This is a genomic window from Bradyrhizobium cedriense, assembly GCF_054602315.1.
The window spans coordinates 314,291-335,789 of record NZ_JBTSWB010000009.1; the positions used below are offsets into that span (position 1 = coordinate 314,291).

A 21,499-nucleotide genomic window follows, 5' to 3' on the forward strand; every position below is an offset into this window, starting at 1 on the left:
ACAGCTCTTAGAACTTCCATACTTCGTCTCAGACGAGCCTTCCTCCACCGCATTCAATCGTCGTATCCTCGCCATTCATTCGAGAGCAGAATCCGTCGCGCAGCAAATACGGCTCTCGATGAAGAATGCCGCCATGAAGTCGTAGCGACCAGGTGAAACGAAGAGAGCCAGTGCCACGCAGATCGAAGGCTCGCTGAGATGATCGCGTTATCGGTTGGCGCAGGGTAGAATGAGACAGAGAGCATGAGGTCGTAGCCCGTGGCGATTAATCGTCGAAACTTCGCTGCGTTCGGGCTTTCTACGCTCGTGTGCGGATACGCACTGATGCAGCCGGGACGGGCCACGCCGTCCCGGAGGCCAGTGGTCGCAGGCTATGTCGCCCCGTGGAAAGCCCGACCGGGCGGTCCAAGCATCAAGACGATCCCGGCTCGCGAGCTGACCCACTTGATGTACGCGTTCGGCACCGTTTCGGCAGAAGGACTGGCTGGACTTTCGGATCGTTGCCTCGACGCAGGAGCCTGCGACGGAACCGCGCCGTCGATCCCGTTCGGCGGCAGTTTCGCCCAACTCACCGAATTGAAGCGGAGCAGTCCGGAACTCCGAATCCTGATTTCGTTGGGCGGCTGGAGCGGGTCGAAATATTTCTCGGCCGCCGCTGCCACGCCGACGTCGCGCGCGCGGTTCGCGCAATCCGTTATGGAGGCTTTCTTTCAGCCGTATCCGGGTCTGTTCGATGGTGTGGATGTCGATTGGGAGTTTCCTGTCTCAGGAGGACGTCCAGGGAATCTCGCGCGCCTCGAGGACCATACGAATTTCACGCTCCTGATTGCGGAGCTTCGCCGAAGACTCACCGAGTTTTCCGCATTGCAGCGCAGGGAGCTCGAGCTCACCATTGCCGTATCGGCCGTCCCCAATAAGATTGTCAATCTGGAGGCGGCCGCTCTCGCCCCGCTGGTCGACCGGATTCATCTAATGGCCTACGACTATCATGCGGGCTCGACCTTTGCGGGCTTCAATGCTCCGCTGTTCGCCTGTGCCGGCGATCCAAGTCCCGATCTCAATGTCGATGCAAGTGTGAATGCCTTGATCCGGGCCGGGGTGCCGCGGGCCAAGGTCACGCTCGGCGTAGCCTTCTATGGCCGAGCTGTTGCAGGCGTTCCGCAGGAGAACGGGGGGCTCTTGCAAAAGGGGACGACGGCGAGCGAGCAGTGGGGAGGGAGCGACGGCATCGATTATCGCGATCTCGTTCTTCGGCGACCGGAAGAGCAGGGCTTTCGCCGCTATTGGAGTGATGAGGCCCAGGTGCCGTGGCTCTATAACGCCGAACGGCGGATATGGATCAGCTACGACGATCCGCAATCCATCGCACGCAAGACGATGTACGCGCGCGCCTATGGACTCGCCGGGATCATGATCTGGGATTTGTTCGCCGATGACGGTTCGCTGCTGCTGGCAGCGCTCCGCATCCTTCCTGTGCGAAGATCCGAATAGAAGTGTCGTCACGACTTCGCCTTGAAGCGCGTCATCTGTGCGCGCCTCGAGCGACATCAGCTGCGAAACACGTTCGATGCTGTGAGATCCGAGCCACCTCGAACTGAAAACGGCGATGCCGGAACCTGACAACCGGCAGCGTCGTTCCGGAGGCATGCTGGCGGCAATGCGGGTTTTTCGTCGCGATGCGACGTGCGCACCGGATCCCATCCGGTTGATCGCGAGGCCGGACGACTCTTCGCGACGCCTCACGCGAAGGCTTGAGCACCCCTGACTTCAGCCAGTCTGTGTATCGGCGCGGGGTCCCGGCCACGATCGGCGCCATACGTCACCGCTACATGCAACATGGAAGAGGCGTGCTTCGGCCTTCAGATGCGCCTCACGACCAAGCCGTCGGCGATAGCAACGTAGATTGTGAGTCTTGAGACAAATGTCAGCAACCTGACGCTACAGACCATTACCAAGTGCCTGCAGAACCGCTGAATTCAATTGGCTCGCGGTTTGCTTTGCTGACGGCATCATTGCCAATCGCAAGCGGTGATTTTCCGGGCGGACCAGGGCGCGCGTCGCAAGCGTGTGGTCTGGCCCCGACGGTTTGCTGTGGCGACTAGTTAAGGCGCTCGGTTGTGGACGGCGCAAAATGCAGGGAAGTGTTTGGAATGCGATCTGGAGTTCTTCTTTCGGGAGTCGCAACAACTGCGCTCGTCGCAAGCGGTGCAGCCAATGCGGTAGACCTTTGGCCAGAAGTGAAATTGCCAGCGGCGGTGTGGAGCTGGTCCGGGGGCTATATTGGCGGGCACGTCGGCGGTGGGTACGGCCGAACCTCATTCAGCAATCCTTACGGTCCCTCAATCTATGGCGGCGTGGTTGACACCCCAGTGTTCCTCGCAGGTGGCCAGATAGGCTATAACTGGCAGAAGAACAGGTGGGTGTTTGGCGTCGAACTCGATGTCAGCGGTGCTGTCTCCGACGGCACAAATACCTGCCTCGCCTCCTCCGGCTTTGTTGTGAGCGCAAATTGCACGGCAGGTCCCAACGTCTTTGCGACCGGGACCGGCCGGGTCGGTTACACCTTTGGCCCGCATGGCCACACGCTGGCCTATCTCAAGGGAGGCCTGGCTTGGCAAAACAATCGCGGCGATGTCGTCAACAACAACGAGTTCAATGGCCGCGGGACTCAGGACAACACCAGTTTCGACTATGGTCGGGTCGGTGGCCTCATCGGGCTGGGCGTCGAGCAAGCACTTACGTCTGCATGGTCTCTCAAGGTCGAATATGACTATCTGCATTTCGGTGGGCCGAGTATCGCAACGCCTCCGACGGTGCAGTTTCCGCCGTTCGCAATCCTTCCGGCGAATACAACGAGCCTGTCTAGCAGCTATCACATCGGAACGATCGGTCTGAACTACCATTTTGACGCCGACCCTTGGGGTGCGCAACGATCCGATGCGCCGTTGGTCGCGAAAGCAACGGGCAGCGTGCCGCCGACGGCTGACACAGCCGGTTGGTCGTTCGAAGGCGGCTCGCGGCTCTGGCTCAGCCGCGGACGATTCCAATGGGACGTCAGCGCTGTGCCCGATGAGTTGCCTACTGGGGATCCTAACATTCTTATATCAAGGGTCACCCACCACGGTCTCAACGGACTTTCCGGGGAATTATTTGGCCGTCTTGACAGCCCGTGGGGAGTGTTTCTGAAAAGCAACGTTGGCATCGGTCGCTTCGACAAGGGAAGCACCAATGATGAAGATTGGGGCGCCCAAGGAAAACATGGCAGCTTCTCCTATATCAACACGATATCAGGCCAGGCAAACGGGAGGTTCACCTATTACACCGCGGACGTAGGTTACGATTTCCTGCGCGGCGCCAACTACAAGGTCGGGGGCTTTATCGGCTGGACCTACTACGAACAGAGCTCCGACTACATCGGATGTGTCGAGATCGCCAACCCGATGCGGTCATGCTTTCGGCCTGATTCGGATGGTGACGACCCGATCGTTGGAAGCCAGAATTCCCAGTGGAATGCACCTCGTGTCGGCCTCGGCGCCGAAACCATGCTCACCGAGCGTTGGCGTTTGAGTAGCGACGTCGCTTACCTGCCTTGGACCGATTTCAAAGGACGTGAGCATCATCTTGTGCGCCCGACGACCACCTTCATTGATCAACGTGGGAACGGAGGCGGGGGTGTCCAACTCGAAGGCGTGTTGTCCTACTTCGTTACCAAGAACTTCAGCGTCGGCGTCGGCGCGCGCTATTGGGCCATGTGGACCAAAAAAGACGGTGAAATGACATGCACAGGCTGTAATGGCCCGGGGACCATTGGGACTGAGCTTGCGAAGTTCAGCACGGAGCGCTGGGGTACGTTCTTTCAGGCCTCTTATAGGCTCGATTGAAAAGATCACACCTACTGCCAGCTCCAAGCGGAACGCGGCTTGGTCGAATTCGCCCCCTGCAACAACGCCCCTGGAAACCAGATGAGCTCCGAACGAGCCGTCTGGTCTTCGTCAGGCGCGACTTGTCCGAGGATGTCTTGGGGGCATCGTCGCGACCGGCCCCCGACGCTTGCCTTCGGAAGGCACATCGCTCGACGTTTTCACCTCGGGCACGCTCCGATACGAAAGCAGGCCTCTGGTGGATAGTCAGGGCGATCACGCGATCGCCCGATTCGAGCTGGAAAACACGCTCGGCGGACGGTTCAGTCCATAATGTTCACGCAGCGTCGTGCCAGTGTAGTCGTGACGGAACAGACCGCGCTTGCGCAGGATCGGCACGACTTGCTCGGCGAAGAGATCGAAGCCGCCGGGCAACCACGGCGGCATGACGTTGAAGCCGTCGGCCGCGCCGTTATCGAACCAGGTCTGGATACTATCGGCAATCTTCTCCGGCGGACCGGCAATCACCCAGTGGCCACGCGCGCCGGCAAGGCGCTGCACGAGCTGTCGGATCGTCGGCTTCTCGCGATCGACGATGTCGACCACGAGCTTGAAACGGCTGGCGACGCCCTGCGCGCCGCTGGTGTCGATCAGATGCCGTGGAAAGGGACTATCGAGATCGAATGCGGTGAGGTCAAGACCGGTCAACTGGCGAAGCTGGGTCAGCGAGAATTCCGGCTGGATCAGCGCGTTGAACTCCTCCTGCAGGCGGTCAGCCTCAACCTGACTGCTCGCGATGAACGGACTGATGCCGGGCAGTATCTTGATCTGATCGGGACTGCGGTCGAAGGCGCGCGCCTGACGCTTGATGTCGGCATAGAATTCCTGGGCGCTCGCCAATGTCTGGTGCGCGGTGAAAATGGCTTCCGCAAACCGCGCGGCAAAGGCTCGCCCATCCTCGGACGATCCGGCCTGGACATAAACCGGTCGCCCCTGCGGCGACCGTGAGACGTTGAGCGGGCCGCGTACGCGAAAATGCTTTCCAATGTGGTCGATCGCGTGGATCTTGCTGGTGTCGGCGAAAATGCCGGAGACAGGGTCGTTGACCAGCGCGTCGTCTTCCCAGCTGTCCCACAGCCGTGTGATGACGTCGAGATATTCCCGCGCCCGCTCATAGCGCTCGTGATGGGTCGGATGCGCGGGCAGGCCGAAGTTCTGGGCCGCCTGCGGCGAACTCGTGGTCACGATGTTCCAGCCGGCGCGACCGCTGCTGAGGTGATCCAACGAGGCGAACAGCCGCGCAAGATTGTAGGGCTCGGTGTAAGTCGTCGACGCGGTCGCGATCAGGCCGATATGCCTTGTGGCCGATGCGATCGCCGTGAGCAGGGTGATCGGCTCGAGCCGGAACCGCTGCGCGTAACGGACATTGTCGGCCAGCGCCGGACCGTCGGCGAAGAACACCGCGTCAAATTTGTGGGCTTCCGCGCGCTGAGCCAGCTCCTGATAGTAGGTGACATCAAGGATGCGGTCCGTCGTTGAGGCCTTGTGACGCCAGGCCGCCTCGTGGTGACCGTCAGGATAGATGAAGAAGTTGAGTGAAAGTTGCCGTTTGCTCATAGCCTTGCTCGCAAAATGTAGGTTGCTGTCGGATATCGGCGTCGCGCTTGGGTCTCACTCGACTCTATGTCGATGACCATAAAGCTGTCGATGAAATGAATTTGCGTTGTTGAGGGCGAAGCGAGCATGAAGCGCGTGAGCTCGTCGTCGATCGCAGACAGGTGCGTTCGTGGTCACGAACCACCGCAGCAATTCGAACTGTTCCGTACCTCGGCTGCGCTGATTTGGCTGGCTGTCACGCCGCTGAAACGGCGTCACCGACCATCACCATCGCAAATTTTTCCGTGTCCGCTTGGCGGGCGCAGCGATCATTGCTCGCCACGCAAAACAAAGCTGGTTTCGTTTCATTGACTGGATCGCGGTTGCATTTACGATCTGCACCATCCAAGCGAGGTCGTTCACCATGCGGCAATCCGATCCACCCGTCGTTCGCGAAGCAGCCCGGCTGATCTCGGCTCTGCGCGTGCGGTGCTGCGACGACGCGATGGCGGAGAGCTGTACCGCCGGGATCCGTGTGCCGAGAGCCATCCAGCTGCCGACGTGATCCCCTAGGGTCACCTCCAAGATATCACAATCATATTTCGCCGCTGCTCGTACGACCAGCGCAGGGCGGAGCTTTGTCCCGAACATCACCAGGAAAGACTGCGAACATGAGCACCACGACCACCACCATCGACAACGTCATCCCGCGCGCCGACATCGTCAAGCGCGCGGCACGGCTCGGCGCCGAGATCAGGAACGTCAAGCTGTCGGGCGACCTGCCCGACGACGTCGTTCGTGCCATCAACCAGGTGCTGCTCGAGCACAAGGTCATTTTCTTCAGGGACCAGGAGCATCTCGACGATGCCGAGCAGGAGCGCTTTGCCGTCAGACTCGGAAAACTCGTGCCCCATCCGACGGTCGGTGCGACCAAGGGGACGTCATCAATTCTGGAGCTTGACTCAGGGCAGGGCGGTGGGCGTGCCGACCAGTGGCACACGGACGTCACTTTCGTCGACGCCTATCCGAAGATTTCGGTTCTGCGGGGCGTGGTGATCCCACCGTACGGCGGCGACACCGTTTGGTCGAACACGGCGGCGGCCTATCTCGACCTGCCGGCGCCGCTGCGCCAGCTCGCGGATGAGCTCTGGGCGATCCACAGCAATGCCTACGACTACGCCGTGAAGACGCGCGCGAGCAAGGCGGATAGAAAGCATTTCGACGAGGTATTCACCGGAACGATCTATGAGACGGAGCATCCCGTGGTACGGGTCCACCCCGAAACCGGCGAGCGTACGCTCGTGCTGGGCAATTTCGTGCAGCGCTTCGTCGGCCTGCCGAAATATGATGGCCAGAAATTGTTCGAGCTGTTCCAATCCCACATCACTGCGCCGGAAAACACCGTGCGATGGATCTGGCAGGCCGGTGACGTCGCGATCTGGGACAATCGCGCAACCCAGCACTACGCCGTCAACGACTACGGGGACCAGCACCGCGTGGTCCGCCGCGCCACCATCGATGGCGAGGTGCCGCTCAGTGTCGACGGTCGCCGCAGTGTGACGCGCATCAAGGCGTCGAAACCGCAACCGGCGAAAGCCGCTTGATCCAGCCTTATTGACGGGAGCTGCCGGGATGAATTCTCTGTTTCGATTTGTTCACGCACGGCATCGCGCCGCGCGTTTGGCGCTCGCTGGCGCCTTCATGCTGGGCCTCGCGGCTCCGGCCGCCGCCGAGCCGCCGCTCGAAAAGAGCGAGATCCGCTATCAGGGCTGGGCCGGGCAGGTGACCTTCATCGAGCTTGCTGACGACCTCGGCTATCTCGCGCCGCTTAAGCTCAAATGGGTCGGCAATACCATCAGCGGCCCGCAGGACATCCAGACCGTCGTGACCGGCGATATCGATATCGGCGGCGCTTTCTACGGCGCGATCCTCAAGCTCATCGCCGCAAAGGTGCCGATCAAGGCGGTGGTCGGGTACTACGGCTCCGACGCCAACACCTATAACGGCTATTATGTGAAGGACGACAGCCCCATCAAGAACGCACGCGACTTGATCGGCAAGAAGGTTGCCATCAATACGATGGGCGCGCATCTGGAGTTCGTGCTTCGAGAATATCTGGCCAGGGGTGGTCTCGGCGCAAGTGAAGCCAAGCAGGTGACGCTGGTGGCGGTCCCGCCGGTGACCGGCGAGCAGGCGCTGCGCCAGGGGCAAGTCGAAGTGAGCGCGCTCGGCGGCGTGCTGCGCGACAAGGCGCTGGAAAGGGGTGGTATCCGCTCGCTCTTCAGCGACACTGATCTATTCGGCCAGTTCACCGGTGGCTCCTATGTGCTGCGGGATAAGTTCATCAAGGACAATCCCGATGCCGCTCGCAAACTGGTCGAGGGCATTTCGCGCGCGATTGACTGGGCGCAGACGACGCCCGCCGAAGAGGTGCGGGCCCGGTTCGACCGGATCATCGCCGAGCGCAAGCGCAACGAGGATGCCTCTTCGATCAAGTATTGGAAGAGCACCGGCGTCGCATCCAAGGGCGGCGTGATCTCGGACCGCGAAATCCAGCTGTGGATCGACTGGCTCGAGAAGGATGGCCTGTTCAAGCCCGGTCAGATCAAGGCCTCCGACACCTACACCAACGCGTTCAACTATTTCCGTCCGGGAAAGACCGCGGAGGTGCAATGACTCCGGTCAAGATCAACTTCGAGCAGGTCCGCAAGGAATTCATCACGCGAGGTGAAAGCGGCCGCCCTGCAGGCCGCTTCACGGCCCTTGACGACATCACGCTCGATGTTCGCTCTGGCGAGTTCCTGGTCCTGGTCGGCCCAAGCGGCTGCGGGAAATCGACCTTGCTCGATTTGCTGGGCGGGCTCACGACACCGACCAGCGGCCGCATCCTGCTCGACGGGCGCCCCGTCGCCGGACCCGGACGCGACCGCGGAATCGTATTTCAGCAGTACGCCCTGTTTCCTTGGCGGACCGCCGCGGAGAACGTCGAATTCGGACTCGAGATCGCCGGATTCAAGACCAGGCAGCGGCTTGAGATCGCGCGGCATTTCCTCGACCTGGTCGGCTTGTCGGGTTTTGCCAATCGGTATCCTCACGAGCTGTCCGGCGGCATGAAGCAGCGCGTCGCGATCGCCCGAAGCCTCGCCTACGATCCGGAGGTGCTGCTGATGGATGAACCGTTCGCGGCGCTGGACGCTCAGACTCGCGAGACGCTCCAGGGTGAATTACTACGGATCTGGCGCGCCACCGGCAAGACCATCGTCTTCATCACCCATGGCATCGACGAAGCCGTCGTGCTCGGCGAGCGCGTAGCCGTCATGACGTCGCGTCCGGGGCGGATCAAGCAAGTCATCGACCTCCCCGAGGTCCTGCGCGACGAGGTAGACGATGTGCGCTCACTGCCGGAGTTCGGGCATGTACGCCATGAGGTCTGGAGCCTGTTGCGCGACGAGGTTCAGAAGGCCAAGCCGGGCCAGTTGAACGGAGGTGTCGGTGCGCGACATGTGGACCACGAGGTGAAGGAGATCGCCCATGTCTAGTCTGGAGACGCTGATACTGCTGGAGCTCGCGCACGGACGCCGAGAGGCTCTCATTGGCGTGCAACCTCAACCGTCGCCGGCGGTGAGTGGGGCCCGTGTCGCGATCCGCCAGTTGACTGTCCTTGGACACCGCTCCCTGTTAGTGATTGCCCTGTTGTTGCTATGGGAAGCGGCTCCCAGGCTCGGCCTGATCGATGCGGTGTTCCTGCCGCCGTTCTCGGAGGTGATTGCTGCCGGCTGGCAGCTCGCGCAAAGCGGCGAGCTCTATGATGATGTCTCCGCGAGCTTGCTGCGCGCGCTGAGCGGGTTTCTGATATCGCTCGCACTGATTGTGCCGCTTGGCCTGGCGGTCGGCAGGTCAGCCCGGCTCGGTAATCTCCTGAACCAGTTCATCGAGATCTGCCGCAACACCGCGCCGCTTGCGCTGCTGCCGGTGTTCATCCTGCTGCTGGGGATTGGCGAGATGTCGAAGATCACGATGGTGATCTACAGCTGCTCCTGGCCACTCCTGCTGAACACCATCGCCGCGGTGAAGCAAGTCGATCCGCTCCTGATCAAGTCGGCGCGGACCATGGGCGCGACGCCGCAGCAACTGTTCCGCAAGGTGATTCTACCGGCTGCGCTTCCTACCATCTTCGTTGGTATTCGCCTCGCGAGCGCATCCGCCATGCTCGTGCTGGTTGCGTCCGAGATGGTCGGCGCCAAGGCTGGTCTTGGCTATCTCATCATCAACAGCCAGTACAGCTTCCTGATCCCGCAGATGTATTTCGGCATCTTCAGCATCACGGTCATCGGGCTCGCGTGCGATGCTGTCCTCGAGGCGCTGGAGCGGCGCTTCATGCGGTGGAAAGCGCCGGTGACGGCATGAGGGTGCAGATATCGTCGCGACGCGATCGCAATCATCTGAACTGCGGACGTCAGTAATGACGACTGAATTCCATCGTGAAGACCAGAGGTCCCGCGGCGTCCGGTTCTGCGAAGCACGATGCGGATTTGGCTGGGGCTTGCCGGCGGCGGACTGGCAGTGATCGGGGCAGCGGCGAGTTGAGGGGGGCAGCAGTTTGCCGTAACGTGGAAGCGGCAGGCTGCACTAATCTTACTCCGTCATACCGGTTTATCTCCTGATCCTCAGGAGCTTGCGCAGCAAGCGTCTCGAAGGACGAGGCCACGAGCGGGCCTTTTGGTTCGAGACGCGCTTCGCGCTCCTCACCGTGAGATACTTCTGACGCAATAAGACTGACCCTCCCTACGCAGCTGCGGCGCCAAACTCGACACCGCTCACCGCCTGCGCGCGGCGACTTTCCTCACTTTGGTGTCCGACCACGCCAGCGGCTTGCCGCTCTTCGACGGCAGCACGAGTTGCCCGACCGCCGGCCCGTCTGGTCCAGCAGCACGGAATGCCTCGCCGCGCGCATAGAGATGTGCCTCGCCCATTGCCTTAAGGACACCAGGAACAGGCCGTGGCCCCGCCTGGTCAGCACATGTTCCTGATAGGCGCTGCCGTCGGAGGCCGCGATCCGTTCGAGGAGCGCCGGTTTCGACCGGTCGCGCGTCGCGCCGTCAGCATGCCTCGTGCGAACCAGACGGGGCGCGTCGCTTTAAGTCATGTCACTCAGAGCAGTGCTGTGGCGGAAGCGGTTGGCGACCGGCGGCGCCTGAAGGTTAATTCTTCGCAATTGCGGCAGCGTCGTTAATGCCCGAGACACCAAGCAGCTTTACGTGTCCTTCGCCTCTCTGTCCTAGCTTTGGAACGGCTGGGGCAATCTAAATGGGCATATTCGCGCGATTCCGTACCGCCTTCTCCGTGGGCGATCTGACCGACCCGCTCGGTCGTTCTCTCCTCGTGGAGCAGTTCCGTGTGCTCCGACGGCAGGTGCCGGTTCTCTACGCCGTGCTGCTCGTCGACAGTATCAGCGTAGGGCTGGTCCTCCCGTCCACGGTGTCGCCATGGCTGAGATTCGCGTTGCCAGCCGCTCTCCTTGCGATCTGTCTCGTCCGGCTGGTTCAGTGGATACGCCTGAGGCGGAGCGATTTCACGCCGGAGGAGGCGTACCGCGAGCTCGTCAGAACCCGCTTGGTTGCGGTGGTGCTCAACGCGGGCTTCGTGTTCTGGATCCTTGCGCTGTTTGGAGTTGTCGAGCCGAGCCTGCGTGCGCCTGTCGCGTTGCTCGTGTTCATGGGATGTATCGGCACCGCTTACTGCCTCGGCAGCTTCCCGCCGGCGTCGCGGCTGACGATGATCATCGCCGGTGCGCCGATCGCGACCGTGCTGCTCTTCTCCGGAGACGGGATGATGATCTCGCTCGGGATCAATTTGCTGCTGTTGCTCGTCCTGCTCGGTCGGATGATCAGCACGAACTTCCGGTCCTTCGTTCAACTGGTGGAGACCCATAGCCGACTGACCGAAGAAGGCGATCGTGCAAGGGTTGCAGAGCAGACCGCCACAGCTCTCGCCGAGCGGTTCGACAGAGCGCTCAACAACATGTCTCAGGGCCTTTGCTTCTTTGACGACGATCAGTGCCTGATCGTCTGCAACCGGCAGTATCTGGAAGTCTACGACCTCGATCCGGAAACCGTCCGGCCAGGCATGAAGTTGAACGATATTGTCGATCTCCGATATTCGATCGGCCGCGCACCGAAGATGTCCAAGCAGGAATATCTGGTCTGGCGCAACAGCGCCCCGGTGATTGCCAAGAATTCGGATACGACCGTCGAGCTGACGAACGGACGAATCGTGCGCATCCGGCATAGGCCGATGCAGGGCAACGGCTGGGTCGCCACCCACGAAGACATCACGGAGCGACACCGGACCGAAATGGCTCTTGCGGAAGCCAAGGCCGCGGCCGAGCAGGCCGAAGCGACCGCGCGGGCCGCCCACGCTCACCTGAGGGAAGCGCTCGACGTCGTGCCTGAAGGCCTCGCCATTTTCGGCAAGGACGATCGGCTGGTTCTTTGGAATAGGCAGTACACGGAATTCTACGCTGCCAGCCGGGACGCCCTCGCGGCGGGAGCTCCGTTCGAAGGCATCCTCCGCGCCGGTTTGTCCGCCGGACAGTACCCCGAAGCTGCAGGACGCGAGGAAGAGTGGCTCGCAGAGCGCATGGCCCGACATGCATTGCCCCGGCACTCTCATGAGCAGCATCTCGCCGGCGATCGGTGGGTGCGCGTCGAGGAAAGACGGACGGCGGATGGCGGTAGCATAGGCGTTCGGATCGATATCACCGACCTCAAGCGGCGTGAGGCGTCGTTCCGGCTTCTTTTCGAAGAAAATCCGCTTCCGATGTGGGTGTCGGAGGCGAAGACGCGGCAAGTAATCGCGGTGAACGGGGCGATGTGCCGCCACTACGGCTTTTCCCGCGAAGCTCTCCTCAGCATGTTCGAGCCGCAGCTTGAGTGCGCAGATCCCGAGAGCGAAAGTCGTGATTTCGAGCAGCACCGGACGGCCAACGGCGAGGTGATCCAGGTCGTGATCGAGTCCCGGCCGCTCATCTACGAAGGGCGCGCAGCGCACGTTTCGGTCGCATTCGACGTGACGGATCGGAATCGGACGCAAGAGAAGATCAGCTATCTCGCTTGCCACGACGCGCTCACCGAATTGCCGAACAGGGCGGCGCTGGATCAGCACCTCGTCGACACGATCGAGCGGGCGCGTGCCGGTGACGATGGGTTTGCTGTGCTCTGTATCGACCTCGATCACTTCAAGGAGATCAACGATCTGTTCGGACATGCCGTCGGCGACGCGGTGCTGCGGGAGGCCTCAAGGCGCCTGCAGGAGGCGGCGCAAGGATCCTACGTTGCTCGTGTCGGCGGCGACGAGTTCATCGGCATCACTGATGAATTGCCGTTGCCAGCAAGCGCGGAACTACTCGCCACCAGGATGCGCGCGCAATTCGAACATCCAATCGAAGTCGACGGGCACGCTCTGCAGATCGATCTCTGCGTCGGAGTGGCCCTGTATCCGAGAGACGCTGACAATGCCGTCTCCCTGCTGGCGAACGCCGATGCCGCGCTCTATCGCGCGAAGCACGAAGGCAGGGGAGCAATCCGCCTGTTCACGAGCGCCATGGACCAGCAGTTGCGGGATCGCCGCGCGCTGGAGCACGATCTACGAGTGGCTGTGGAGCGCGGCGAGCTCTATCTGGAGTACCAGCGGCAGCAGGACCGCCACGGTATCCTCAAGGCCTATGAGGCCCTCGTACGCTGGCGCCATCCGGTGCGCGGAATCATTCCGCCGGGGGAGTTCATTCCGGTCGCGGAGAAGAGCGGCTCGATCGCGCAGATCGATGACTGGGTTCTCATGGAGGCCTGCATGGAAGCGGCGTCGTGGCACCAGCCCTTGAGGGTGGCGGTCAACGTCTCCGCCGCACAGTTCCGCCGAGAAAATCTCGATGCCCACGTTCGCAAAGCGCTGCGCGAGAGCGGCCTTCCGGCTTCGCGCCTTGAGCTAGAGATTACTGAAGGCGTACTGATTGAGGACATCGCGCGCGCCAAAAGGACGATGCAGGCGCTCAAGGCTCTCGGGGTCCATATCGCGCTCGACGATTTCGGAACTGGATACTCGTCGCTGTCCTATTTGGAGGCGTTTCCCCTCGACCGCATCAAGATCGACCGGTCCTTCGTCGCGGCGCTCGGCGAGAGCGAGCGGTCGCTGGCCATCGTTCGAGCCGTGATCGGCCTGGCCCACGGGCTTGGCGTGCCGGTGCTTGCCGAGGGTATCGAGACCGATGCTCAGATGTCGCTGCTACTGCAGGAGGGTTGCGACGAGATGCAGGGCTACTTGATCGGGCGGCCGCGGAGCCTCGAGCCTGCCTCGCAAAGTAACAGGGTTCCTATTCGAGCGGCTTCTTGACCATCGGCGCTCCGGTCCGCGCGCGCGGGGAAGTCCGGCAGAAGATCCCGCTCGTTGATCTCGACCCACGCATCTTGCTGCGTCGTGATACGGCTGATCGGGTCGAGACAAGACCGTTACGAGCCTGGATGCAAGGGCACATGAGAGGAGGAAATCTCTCAGGGGCGCCGCGCCTTGTTCTCGGCGGGAACACGATCGGCTTGCGTTAATCTTCCTGAACGCAAACCTAGGAAACAACGCTTGTTTGGTCTAGGATTGTTGCCGCGGGGGCTGGACTGCGTTGTTTCACGATGAGCATTTTGAACCCGGAGGGTCACCGGCAATAATTGTCGGTGGCTTTTCAAGGAGAACCAGATGCTAGTTGGGGTGCCCTATCTGGCGATTGGCGTCTGTGTCATGGTCGCAGCCTGGCTTGTGATGAACTGGCTCATCTAGCGGGCCGTGTTGCGTGGGGGGCGTCAATGCATGATTGGAAGAGCGAGCTCGATGCGCTTGTCGCTGAAACCACGGCGTTCGCCAGATCGCTGAAGGTGGACGAGCAGCCTCAGCCGAAAAAAGTCGCCGAGCAGGTTACCCCCAGCGTGCCGGACTATGGTGGTAGCGAACGTGATGAGATCAGGAAGCGGGTCGAGACTTTCCAAGCGCATCAAGAGCGCTTCATGCGCGAACGTGAGGAATATGCCGATTCCTTGCTGCGCCGGATCAAGCCGATCGCGAAGCGCTAGAAGAGCTCTTAAACGTTCAGGAACCCCCGCCGCCCTTGAGTCGTGCACCTCACGCAATACGGGCTCTCAGGCCTGAGGAATTTTTCGGCGCATTTCGGACCCTTGGTAAGCTCGCCGTATGGCTCGATTCCAGAGCGCGAAAGCTCTCAGGCTCGATTGATCGTTACGCTTGCGAGTTTTCATCTTATATCCACCCCACAACGCAGGAAAAATGCCTTTCTTTCTACAAACAGCAGGAGTTCTGCTTCAGGCTCGGGGCCCACGTCCCGCTCGATCTTTCGAGGCGATCGCCGGAGGGAACTGCGACGGCTATTTGCGATTGACTAAGATCAAAACATCAAATGAGGATCCGATATCCTTCAGCAAGACTAAACGGAGGCTAGAGATCTCATGCGCATCCTTCTGTTGATCGCTCTGCTCGCACTTACCATTCTCGTCAGCTTTGAATCGCCTTTGACCGCCGGTCCGCGAGGTCGCTCTTACATACTCCCTGCTCGGCAGGACGTTTATTGCCTGCAAGGACGTACCTGGGGATATCCGGGCAATTGCCAATTCTCCACTTATGACCAGTGCATGGCCACCGCATCCGGTACTTACGCCTATTGCGGTATGAACCCTATCTACGCGTTCCAGCGACAGGGAGGACAATTGCACTGATGTATGATCGTCAAGGGTGATCGAGGTATCCCTCCGAGCATTGCTCATATCGACGGATCCGGCCTCCAAGTTGAGAGCCGTTGGAAGTCCTGATCGGACGCCCCTCGTGCGAGTACGCTACGCGATGTAGTCTCCTCACTCGCATCGGAACGAAGCAACAACGATTGGCGCGCAGTGGCTGGTCGGCGTCACGCCGAGTTGCGTGTCGTTCTTGGTTCAATTCAACGAGCGTGCCTTTTCGGCAATGCGCCACCGAAACATGCCCGCTCTCGTCGTGAACGGCGGGGCATCCGACGCACCGGGATGTTGACGCTCGCAGTCCCTCCCGCATAGTGGTTTCTGAGCTGGCTTAACTCGGTCGAACCGCCGCGGTACGGACCCGCGTATGCCAAGTGGTGTGGGAGGGGTGCATCGCGCGGCGTCCCCCTATCCCGATCGATCAAAACACAAATTGCGGGCTGACCAGTCGGGGCGTTTGCGGCGGCGTCGCACCACGACTATGCGAGCTTCGTAGAACGGACGCACTGATTTTCTCAAGGAGCTTTAGTCGCAAGCCACCGAGGGCCCGTCGTGCTTGAGGTGTCGCTTCCGGATATTGTAACTCACGAGCCAGATCACGCCGACCGCGATCGGCACGAAGGCTGCGGTTAGGAACGAGGGCTCTACATGCAGGCCGACATCGTGCGCGCCCTTGGCCAGATAGCTAAACAGGCTGACCACGTAATATCCGATCGCCCCGACCGACAACCCTTCGACCGTGCACTGCAGCCGAAGTTGCTGCCTCGCGCGCTCGTTGATAGCGTGCAAGAGGTCACGATGCTGCCGTTCAATTTCGACGTCGACACGGGTTCGCAAAAGATCGGCGACACGCGCCAGCTTGACCGACAGACTTGCCTGACGATCCTCCACGGTCGCGCAGGTGCGCATCGCAGGCGCCATGCGGCGCGCCAGAAACGACGACCAGGTCGGATAGCCCGCCACATCGTTGCCTTCAATGATGGATAACCGCGATTGGACCAGCTCGTTATAGGCCCTGCTGGCGCCGAAGCGAAACAGGCTACCGGTCGCACCTCTTTCGAAGGAGGCGGCCAACGCCGTCAGCTCGGCAAGCAGATGGTTGTTGAATTTCAGTCCCTCTGCGCCTTGCATTTCTTCGAGCGTCTCAACTAGACGCCGATCGATACGATCGACAGACGGCGCAAGCTCAAGGGCCGCCGACAGACCAAGCAGAGCCAGCGGGCGGTAGGTTTCGATCTCCAGGAGCCGTTGTACCAGCGCTCCGAGATCGTGCGACGTCAACCCGAGGTCGCAGACGAGGATTTTCGTGAAGCCGTTTTCGTCCACGCGGAAGTCTGAGGCAGCAACGCCTGCACCGCTCTTTGTGGCAACCATGGCCAGGCTATTCTTGTCAAAAATCTGTTCGGCGCGCTTGATCGGCGAGGCGTCCTGCTCCACTTCTAACCTGATCGCGACCAGCAATTGTCCGGACTGCCGCAACGCGCGGATCAGCGATCGGACTGCATCATCAACTTTGTCGAATTGGTGAGCGACAGGACCGTTTGCGTTGGGCCAGAACCAGGTGAATGTCGTAAACTCCGAATGCTGCTCCCAGCGTAGCGTAGCAGGCCCGATGACAATCTGATGATGTTTCGCCGATTGTCCAGGCGGCGGAAGATTGCGGTCCAGGCAGAAATCGATAAAACGACAGCGATCGCTTACGGCCGCCTCGCCCTGCGCAAGAAAAGCGAAGTGGATCACGCTGAATGGCGAAACGAGGCGCGTGAAAGGGCGCGCGTGCACTTCGCCGAGCACGGCGTCGCGTTGCGGATGGGGGTTGAAGGTTCGCAGATCCAGTTCATCGATCATGTATTGACGACTCGCTTCAGAGTGAGCAGGCATCCGTCTGCCTTGACGCTGGAGGCATTGGCGGTGCTGGAAAATGGGGGCGCGGCAAGGCGCCGATCAAGTCGCGTCGACGATCGATACCGAGGTCGCCTTCAGCTTGAGAAAGAGATCTTGCGGGAGCAGGATCAGGCCGGGCAGATTGAGCCGGAACAGTCTCATCCCGCTTTCGACTGTCGCCGTCAAAGACGTCTGCGGGGTACGGTCCGGCGTCTATGGCGAAATGCCGGCATTGTGGATCAATGCTTCTAGCGGTGCGCCAGCAAGCCGTTCCCCGACCTCGGGGGTGGCGTGCGACTCCGTCCGATGAATGCCTAGATCGACGGGAGCATGGTTGTCTGTCTCCGAATCCCACCGACATCGCCCGCCACCGAAGGATTGCCGCGTGCAAGTGAAGATACGCCTGCCATCTTCTGAACACAGGTTTCCGGTGGCATGACCGATGCCGCGCAAGGCCGTGGCCAACAGGCCCGTCTTCCGTTCTCCCAGCACGGTGCAGACAGGCGACCTCCGGTGCGGCAACCGCATTATCGATAGACAGATCGATGCCCAAACGTGACTCCCATCTTGTTGCTGCCGCCTAACTTCCTCGCGTGGAGAGCCGGTGCAGGATTTAGGCCAGCACCGTTGAAGGGGCACGCTCGCGTCTTTTTTGGCGCAATGTGGTCTTCGAAGACAGTCGGAGGCGGGTTTCAGACATGAAGCGCGCTTATATTCTGACAAAATGGGCACGTGAGGCAGGGCATAGGGAATTGCCTTGTTCCGCAAGATGATGGCTCGCCGGCCGCTGCCATTGTCTCAGCGGCCACGGCGTGGTCGGATTTGTCGAGACAGAGCCGGGAGAGTGACCGCGCCCGGACCCGCGGGGCAAGGCTTAGCGGTTGGCTCATAACGTCACATCGAGTGAAGTGACCGGATCACGCACGCAGAGCCCTCGCCGTCCTCGTCTTTGAAGCCGACACTTAGAGCAGCACGAGCGTCGCGGCTCGACCGATTATCGCAGGGAGGCAGATACGTGGCGATCGTTGTGAGCGATCGACCAAATAGCGGCGGATCACAGACCAAATCGAGTCAGTTGCTCAAGACCGAGCAAATGATCAATCAGCCCGACCCGCCGTTCTTTACCAATGAACTCCTCGACAACTGGCCTACGCAATACGCGCTCTCAAATCTGTGGGCCGGTGAATTTTCCGCGCATTCGGTCCCCTGGTAAGCTCGCCGTATGCCTCGTGGTCAACCCGAACGGACTCATTCCGGAGCGCGAAAGTCCTCAAGCTCGATTGATCGCTGCGTTTGCGGGTGTCCGGCGTACATCTCGTCCACCACGCTGAAAAAATGCCATTCTCCCAAGAAAACAGCAGGAGTTCGGCCCGAACTCGGGTCGCGCTCACGAAGCGAGCGTCTTTCGAGGCGATCGCCGGGCGGACTGCCACCGGCTATTCGACATTGACTAAGATATAAACCTCAAATGAGGATCCTATCTTCTTCAGCAAAACTAGAGCCAGAGGTTCATGCGCAAGCTGCATATCGGTGTGCTTGCACTGGCGATCCTCTTCGACTTTGAATCGTCCTCGACCGCGACTCCGCGGGGGCGTTCGTCCTTAGCCCGACCCGGCAGGACATTTATTGCTTGCAGGGACGTATCTGGGGTTATCCGGACAATTGCCAGTTCTCGACTTATGGCCAGTGCATGGCCATTGCGTCCGGCACTTACGCTTATAGCGGTATGAATCCCATCTACGCATTCCAGCGACAGGAAGGACAAATGCAATGATGCGTGATCGTCAAGTGATCGAGGCATTCCTTCGGGCATTGCTGATATAGATTGAGTCGTCATGCGAGCTAAGAGTCGGTGGACGCCCGATCGGAAGCCCATCCTGCGAATGCGCTCGCGATGTAGTCTTCTCAGCCGCGTTGGAGCGCGAAGCCACAACGATTGGGACGCTCGTTAAGAAGCGGCATGTTTTGACTTCCTGATCGCCCCGTCTTGGCGCAAGATGGGCCTGTCGATGCTCTTGTCTGCGTTCCACGAGGCACTATCGTCCATCAAATCAGTTTCGATGAGGCGCCTTGGAGCTTCGCGGTGGCGCGCGCTATTCGTTCGACCCCTTCCGTCAGAGCTTCCAGTGAGGTCGCGATTGATAGCCTGAAGTAAGGTGACAGACCGTAAGCGGCGCCAGCCACCAGCGCCACGCCGGCGGTGTCGAGGAAGTAAAGCACCACGTCGTTGTCGGTCTCGATCCGCTTGCCGTCCTCTGTGATCTTGCCGATCAGGCCAGCGCAATTCACGAACAGGTAAAAAGCGCCGTCGGGCGCCTGGCAGCTCAGACCGGGAATTGCGTTCAGAAGCGGCAGGATGGCATCGCGCCGCTGCTTGTAGATGACGACGCTTTCCGCGATGAAGGACTGATCGCCGTTGAGCGCGGCGGTTGCCGCTGCTTGACTGACTGCGCAGCAGGTGCCGGCAGATTGCGACAACAGCGTGTCAAGCACGCCGATCAGAGCTCGCGGGCCGGCAACCCAGCCGATGCGCCAGCCAGTCATGGCATAGGTCTTGGACACGCCGTTGACTGCGAGGGTACGTTCGCGCAGTTCGGGCGCGACGTTCAAAATGTGCGGGGTTGGCTTGCCGTCGAAACGAATGTGCTCGTAGATGTCGTCGGTCATGACCATCACGTGCGGATGCTTGACGAGCACGTCTGCGAGCGCGCGGTATTCGGCAGCGCCATAGCTGGCTCCGGTCGGATTGCTCGGTGAGTTGATCAGCAGCCAACGCGTTTTCGGGGTAATGGCAGACTCCAGTTGCTCCGGCGACAACTTGAAGCCGTGGTTCTCGCCGCAGGCGATCGTCACCGGCGTGCCGTCGCAAGCCATCACCATGTCCGGATAGGACACCCAGTACGGCGCCGGTATGATGACCTCGCCACCGTCATCGACGGTCGCTGCGAGCGCGCTGTAGATCGCGCTCTTGGCGCCGTTGGTCACGATGATCTCGTCGACGCCGTAACTCAGTCCGTTTTCGCGCTTGAGCTTGGCTGAGATCGCCTCCCGCAATTCCTGCGTTCCCCGCATCGAGGTGTAGCGGGTCGCGCCATGGTCCATCGCATATGCGGCCGCCTTGCGGATGTGAGCCGGCGTGTCGAAATCCGGCTCGCCGACCACCAGGCTCACGATCTGCTTGCCCTGTCGCCGTAGCTCATTGGCCCGATCGGCGGCGACCGTGCTCGGTGACGGCTTGATGCGTCTGATGCGCCCTGCGAGGTTGTAGGAGTTCACGGAAGGCATCCCTTGATATCGAGGCTCAAGTCGAAAGGTCTAGTCCTCCGCGGCAGCCGTGGCCAAGACGACTTCGATCTCCCTCGATAAGAACCTCTTATGGCTAGCGCAGAAATCGACTAGACTTCGGTGTGCGATCGTGAGCGGAACGGGAGAAACGACGTGAACTTGAGGCGCCTGCAGTATTTCGTGAAGATTGTCGATATCGGCAGTCTGACGCAGGCCGCAGACATCCTTCACGTGGCGCAGCCGGCGCTCAGCCAGCAATTGGCGACGTTGGAAGGCGAGGTTCGTCAGCAGCTATTGTTGCGCACCAAGCGTGGCGTGGTGCCCACCGAGGCCGGTAAGGTTCTCTACAGGCATGCCCAGCTCATCTTGCGGCAGTGGGACCAGGCTAACGCCGATATGAAGGCAGCGGGGCAGGGTTTGTCCGGCGCCGTGTCAATCGGACTCGCGCCGGGAACAGCTGCCGCGGGCTTGGCGTTGCCGCTTCTGCGCACTGCGCGGGCGCGTCATCCCGGCATCCTGCTTTATCTCAACGAGACCTATGGCAGCACGCTGTCGGAGCTCGTGATGAATGGGCGGATGGACATTGCAGTGCTCTATGGCGGCCAGGCCACCGTGCATGGATTGACATTCCTTCCGCTGTTCAAGGAGCAACTGTATTTGGTCGGCCCCGACAGCATAGTCGCGTCCCCCAGCGATGTGCCGTTGCGTACGATCGCTGATCTGGATCTCTACCTCCCGAGGCCCTACAACGTCGTGCGAAAAATGGTAAACGAGGCATTCGCAGGACTCGGGATGACGCCTCGCGTGGTCGCGGAAATCGAATCGGCCGGAACGTTGTCGGCCGTCATCGCCAGCGGTCTTGGCGCAACGATCCTGCCGGAATCCATGGCGCGTGAGGTCGCCAGATCCTCCAACGCCTGGCTGTCTCGCATCGTCGAACCGACTATTGAGGCCCCCTTGGCGCTCTGCCAGTCGGATCATTTGCCTCTGTCCGAGCCGGCTTCGGCGATCAAGGAAATCCTCCTGGAACTCGTCGCGAGCCTGTCGTGACACGATCGGCGCATGTGGTGCGGATGCGAGCCCCGG

At 60.8% G+C, this 21,499-nt stretch carries 16 protein-coding genes; 12 read left to right on the forward strand and 4 right to left on the reverse strand.

Translation table 11 applies throughout. The features are described from left to right. The first annotated feature begins 258 nt into the window (after nucleotides 1-258). A complete protein-coding gene (locus tag ACYCVF_RS31880) occupies nucleotides 259-1,491 on the forward strand; it encodes a glycoside hydrolase family 18 protein (RefSeq protein ID WP_459606745.1) in 1,233 nt (410 codons plus the stop codon). Between the two features lie 659 nt (nucleotides 1,492-2,150). Further along, entirely contained in the window at nucleotides 2,151-3,881 is a 1,731-nt protein-coding gene (locus tag ACYCVF_RS31885) for an outer membrane protein (RefSeq protein ID WP_459606744.1), read from the forward strand. 255 nt (nucleotides 3,882-4,136) lie between these two features. Here the strand turns inward: ACYCVF_RS31885 and ACYCVF_RS31890 are convergent, their stop codons facing one another. Next, nucleotides 4,137-5,477 carry an LLM class flavin-dependent oxidoreductase gene (locus ACYCVF_RS31890; RefSeq protein WP_459606743.1) on the reverse strand — a complete coding sequence of 447 codons (1,341 nt, stop codon included), beginning with the start codon at nucleotides 5,475-5,477 and terminating at the stop codon, nucleotides 4,137-4,139. A 650-nt stretch (nucleotides 5,478-6,127) separates the two neighbouring features. Between ACYCVF_RS31890 and ACYCVF_RS31895 the strand changes: the two genes are divergently transcribed. From ACYCVF_RS31895 to ACYCVF_RS31910, 4 genes are read left to right on the forward strand one after another with little or no spacing between them, the layout of a single operon-like run. Continuing rightward, nucleotides 6,128-7,060, forward strand: a complete 933-nt coding sequence (locus ACYCVF_RS31895; RefSeq protein ID WP_459606742.1) for a TauD/TfdA dioxygenase family protein — start codon at nucleotides 6,128-6,130, stop codon at nucleotides 7,058-7,060. A 28-nt stretch (nucleotides 7,061-7,088) separates the two neighbouring features. Continuing rightward, complete coding sequence (locus tag ACYCVF_RS31900; protein ID WP_459606741.1) at nucleotides 7,089-8,132, forward strand: ABC transporter substrate-binding protein; 1,044 nt, start codon at nucleotides 7,089-7,091, stop codon at nucleotides 8,130-8,132. Continuing rightward, nucleotides 8,129-8,995, forward strand: a complete 867-nt coding sequence (locus ACYCVF_RS31905; protein ID WP_459606740.1) for an ABC transporter ATP-binding protein — start codon at nucleotides 8,129-8,131, stop codon at nucleotides 8,993-8,995. Before ACYCVF_RS31900 ends, ACYCVF_RS31905 begins: the two co-directional genes overlap by 4 nt. Further along, nucleotides 8,988-9,863, forward strand: coding sequence for an ABC transporter permease (locus ACYCVF_RS31910; protein WP_459606739.1), 876 nt, complete (start codon nucleotides 8,988-8,990; stop codon nucleotides 9,861-9,863). The genes ACYCVF_RS31905 and ACYCVF_RS31910 overlap by 8 nt, the downstream gene beginning before the upstream one ends. A gap of 410 nt (nucleotides 9,864-10,273) precedes the next feature. Here ACYCVF_RS31910 and ACYCVF_RS31915 read toward each other — a convergent pair whose 3' ends face one another. Then, a complete protein-coding gene (locus ACYCVF_RS31915; RefSeq protein ID WP_459612949.1) occupies nucleotides 10,274-10,429 on the reverse strand; it encodes a hypothetical protein in 156 nt (51 codons plus the stop codon). 334 nt (nucleotides 10,430-10,763) lie between these two features. Here ACYCVF_RS31915 and ACYCVF_RS31920 point away from each other — a divergent pair, with 334 nt between their 5' ends. The 3 genes from ACYCVF_RS31920 to ACYCVF_RS31930 all read left to right on the forward strand — a co-directional run bounded on the left by ACYCVF_RS31920 (nucleotide 10,764) and on the right by ACYCVF_RS31930 (nucleotide 15,226). Beyond that, nucleotides 10,764-13,844 (forward strand): EAL domain-containing protein, encoded by a 3,081-nt coding sequence (locus tag ACYCVF_RS31920; protein WP_459606738.1) that lies wholly within the window; start codon nucleotides 10,764-10,766, stop codon nucleotides 13,842-13,844. 461 nt (nucleotides 13,845-14,305) lie between these two features. Continuing rightward, the gene (locus ACYCVF_RS31925; RefSeq protein ID WP_459606737.1) at nucleotides 14,306-14,569 is read left to right on the forward strand and encodes a hypothetical protein; all 264 of its coding nucleotides are present in this window, start codon (nucleotides 14,306-14,308) and stop codon (nucleotides 14,567-14,569) included. Nucleotides 14,570-14,959: 390 nt separating this feature from the next. Next, a complete protein-coding gene (locus tag ACYCVF_RS31930; protein ID WP_459606736.1) occupies nucleotides 14,960-15,226 on the forward strand; it encodes a DUF3551 domain-containing protein in 267 nt (88 codons plus the stop codon). 543 nt (nucleotides 15,227-15,769) lie between these two features. Here the strand turns inward: ACYCVF_RS31930 and ACYCVF_RS31935 are convergent. After that, a complete protein-coding gene (locus ACYCVF_RS31935) occupies nucleotides 15,770-17,092 on the reverse strand; it encodes a DUF3422 family protein (protein ID WP_459606735.1) in 1,323 nt (440 codons plus the stop codon). A gap of 1,051 nt (nucleotides 17,093-18,143) precedes the next feature. On the opposite strand from ACYCVF_RS31935, the gene ACYCVF_RS31940 reads away from it, so the two are divergent. Both ACYCVF_RS31940 and ACYCVF_RS31945 read left to right on the forward strand, forming a co-directional pair. Then, nucleotides 18,144-18,341, forward strand: a complete 198-nt coding sequence (locus ACYCVF_RS31940; RefSeq protein WP_459606734.1) for a hypothetical protein — start codon at nucleotides 18,144-18,146, stop codon at nucleotides 18,339-18,341. Nucleotides 18,342-18,758: 417 nt separating this feature from the next. Next, complete coding sequence (locus ACYCVF_RS31945; protein ID WP_459606733.1) at nucleotides 18,759-18,902, forward strand: DUF3551 domain-containing protein; 144 nt, start codon at nucleotides 18,759-18,761, stop codon at nucleotides 18,900-18,902. 272 nt (nucleotides 18,903-19,174) lie between these two features. Here the strand turns inward: ACYCVF_RS31945 and ACYCVF_RS31950 are convergent, their stop codons facing one another. Further along, nucleotides 19,175-20,404, reverse strand: coding sequence for an aspartate transaminase (locus tag ACYCVF_RS31950; RefSeq protein WP_459606732.1), 1,230 nt, complete (start codon nucleotides 20,402-20,404; stop codon nucleotides 19,175-19,177). 162 nt (nucleotides 20,405-20,566) lie between these two features. Here ACYCVF_RS31950 and nac point away from each other — a divergent pair, with 162 nt between their 5' ends. After that, entirely contained in the window at nucleotides 20,567-21,463 is an 897-nt protein-coding gene (gene nac, locus ACYCVF_RS31955; RefSeq protein ID WP_459606731.1) for a nitrogen assimilation transcriptional regulator NAC, read from the forward strand. The last annotated feature ends 36 nt before the right edge of the window (nucleotides 21,464-21,499 follow it).